1 protein-coding gene and 1 pseudogene are annotated in these 2,869 nt (G+C 76.3%); one reads left to right on the top strand and one right to left on the bottom strand.

The genetic code is table 11. The annotated features are described in order from the left end of the window. Positions 1 to 2,632 (top strand): bifunctional [glutamine synthetase] adenylyltransferase/[glutamine synthetase]-adenylyl-L-tyrosine phosphorylase (locus GTW08_RS10570; RefSeq protein WP_161151833.1); only part of this gene is annotated, 2,632 nt, incomplete at its 5' end. Here the strand turns inward: GTW08_RS10570 and GTW08_RS10565 are convergent. After that, positions 2,611 to 2,869, bottom strand: a pseudogene (locus GTW08_RS10565) (hypothetical protein); the annotation flags it as partial. The gene GTW08_RS10570 and the pseudogene GTW08_RS10565 overlap by 22 nt on opposite strands.

The following is a 2,869-nucleotide window of genomic DNA, read 5'->3' as shown; positions in this document are numbered from 1 at the left end:
CCCGGCCGCGCCGCCGCCGGGGACGGCCGGGGGAGCGCGGGCGTCGCTGACCGGCGCCGAGGCCGTCGCCGCGCTGCGCACGGCCTACCGCGACGAGCTGCTCGGCCTCGCCTCGGCCGACCTGGCCGCCGTCGGGGACCCGGGGCTGCCGGTGATGGAGGTCGACGACGTCGCCGCCCAGCTCGCCGACCTCGCCGAGGCCGCGCTGTCGGCGTCGCTGGCGGTGGCCGCGGCCGAGCTGGACCCGCCCGAGGAGCTGCGGCTCGCGATCATCGGGCTCGGCAAGTGCGGTGGCCGGGAGCTCAACTACGTCTCCGACGTCGACGTCGTGTTCGTCGCCGAACCCGGCGGGGAGCTCACCCAGGCCGCGACGAAGCTCGCGTCGCGGGTCATGCGCATCGCGGGGGAGGCCTGTTTCGAGGTCGACGCGAACCTGCGCCCCGAGGGCCGCCAGGGCGCACTGGTGCGGACCCTCGAGGGGCACGTGGCGTACTACAAGCGGTGGGCGAAGACCTGGGAGTTCCAGGCGCTGCTCAAGGCCCGCCCGATCGCCGGGGACCGCGAGCTCGGTGCCGCCTACGTCGAGGCGCTGTCGCCGATGGTGTGGCAGGCCTCCACCCGCGACGACTTCGTGACCGACGTGCAGGCCATGCGGGCCCGGGTCATCGAGAACATCCCCTCCGAGCAGCGCGAACGCGAGCTGAAGCTCGGCCGCGGCGGGCTGCGCGACGTCGAGTTCGCCGTCCAGCTGCTGCAGCTGGTGCACGGCCGGGGCGACGACTCGCTGCACTCGGGCAACACCCTGGTCGCGCTGGCCGCGCTGTCGGAGAGCGGCTACGTCGGCCGCGACGACGGCGCCAACCTCGCCGCGTCCTACCGGTTCCTGCGCCTGCTGGAGCACCGGCTGCAGCTGCAGAAGCTGCGCCGCACCCACCTGCTCCCGGCCGCCGACGACACCGACGGGCTGCGCTGGCTCGCCCGGGCCGCGAGGATCCGCCCGGACGGGCGCCGCGACGTCGTCGGGGTGCTGGTCGACGAGTGGCAGCGCAACGCGCGCCGCGTCACCCGGCTGCACGAGAAGCTGTTCTACCGGCCGCTGCTGTCGGCGGTGTCCCGGCTGGCCGCCGACGGCGCCGACGCCGTGCTGTCCCCGGAGGCGGCGAAGGCACGGATGAAGGCGCTGGGCTGGGCGTCGCCGGAGGGGGCGCTCGGGCACCTGCGGGCGCTCACCGGCGGGGTGTCGCGGGCCGCGTCGATCCAGCGGGCGCTGCTGCCGGTGCTGCTGGACTCGCTGTCGCGCAGCCCCGACCCCGACCGCGGCCTGCTCGCCTACCGGCGGGTGTCCGAGGCGCTCGCCGACACCCCCTGGTATCTGCGGCTGCTGCGCGACGAGGGCGCGGTCGCACAGCGACTGATGACGCTGCTCGGCACGTCGGCACTGGTCCCGGACCTGCTGGCCCGCGCGCCGGAGGTGCTGCGGATGCTGGCGACCTCCTCGGGGGTGCAGAGCCCGGAGCTGACCCGGGACCCGGCCGAGGTGTCGATGGCGCTGCGCACCACCGTCGCCCGGCAGAGCACGCCGGAGGCCGCCGTGGCGTCGGCGCGGTCCTACCGCCGCCACGAGATGCTGCGGATCGCCTGCGCCGACCTGCTCGGCCTGCTGCCCGTCGACGCGGTGTGCACGGCGCTGAACTCGGTCAACGAGGCGGTGCTGGCCGCGACCCTGGACGCGGTGCTACGCGCGGAGTCCGAGCGCCCGGCCGTCCTGTCGGTGATCGGGATGGGCCGCCTCGGCGGCGGCGAGTCCAGCTACGGCAGCGACGCCGACGTCATGTTCGTCTGCAGGCCCGCCGAGGGCGTCGACGACCACACCGCGGTGAGGTGGGCGACCCGGGTGGTGGAACGCGTGCGGCGGCTGCTCGGCTCACCCAGCCCGGACCCGGCGCTGCCGGTCGACGCGGACCTGCGCCCGGAGGGCCGGTCCGGGCCGATGGTGCGCACCCTGGCCTCCTACCGCGAGTACTACGCCCGCTGGGGTGAGGTGTGGGAGGCCCAGGCGCTGCTGCGGGCCCGCCCGATCGCGGGGGACCGGACGCTGGGCCGCGAGTTCACCGCGCTGGTCGACCCGATCCGCTACCCGGCCGACGGCGTGTCGGCGGCCTCGGTGTCGGAGATCCGCCGGATCAAGGCCCGGGTCGACGCCGAGCGGCTGCCCCGCGGCGCGGACCGCACCACCCACACCAAGCTCGGCCTGGGCGGGCTGGCCGACGTCGAGTGGACGGTGCAGCTGCTGCAGCTCCAGCACGCGGGCGACGTCCCCGAGCTGCGCACCCCGTCGACGCTGCACGGGCTGCACGAGGCCGCGGAGGCCGGGCTGATCAGCGCCGGGGACGCCGCCGAGCTGGAGGAGGGCTGGCGCACCGCGACCGCGGCCCGCAACGCGATCATGCTGGTCAAGGGCAAGCCCGGCGACCAGCTCCCGCGTTCGGGGCGGGAGCTGGCCGCCGTCGCCGTCGCGCTCGGGTACCCGGCGGGCGGCGACCCGGGGGAGTTCCTCGACGACTACAAGCGCGTCACGCGGCGGGCCCGCGCGGTCGTCGAGCGGGTGTTCTACGGCTGGTCCGAGGACTGACCGACCGGTGCCGAGCGCAGTGCCGCGGCGAACCACTCGAACGCCGGAACCGCGGGCTCGCGGGCCGGCCAGCCGTTGAGCACCCCGAGCAGCGTCCAGTAGCGCTCGACGCGGCGGTCGGCGAACAGCTCCACGCTGTTCGCGGTCCGGGCGCGGGCCGCCGCGTCCTGCCCCTCGACGCCGGGGATGCGGGCGAGGACGCGGGCCGCCTCCGCGCTCGCCGGGTCGACGCCCGCG

The sequence above is a fragment of the Pseudonocardia sp. SID8383 genome (assembly GCF_009864975.1).
Classification (GTDB): domain Bacteria; phylum Actinomycetota; class Actinomycetes; order Mycobacteriales; family Pseudonocardiaceae; genus Pseudonocardia; species Pseudonocardia alni.
Note: the sequence above shows the minus strand (reverse complement) of the source record. Positions and strands in the feature narration are given on the sequence as shown.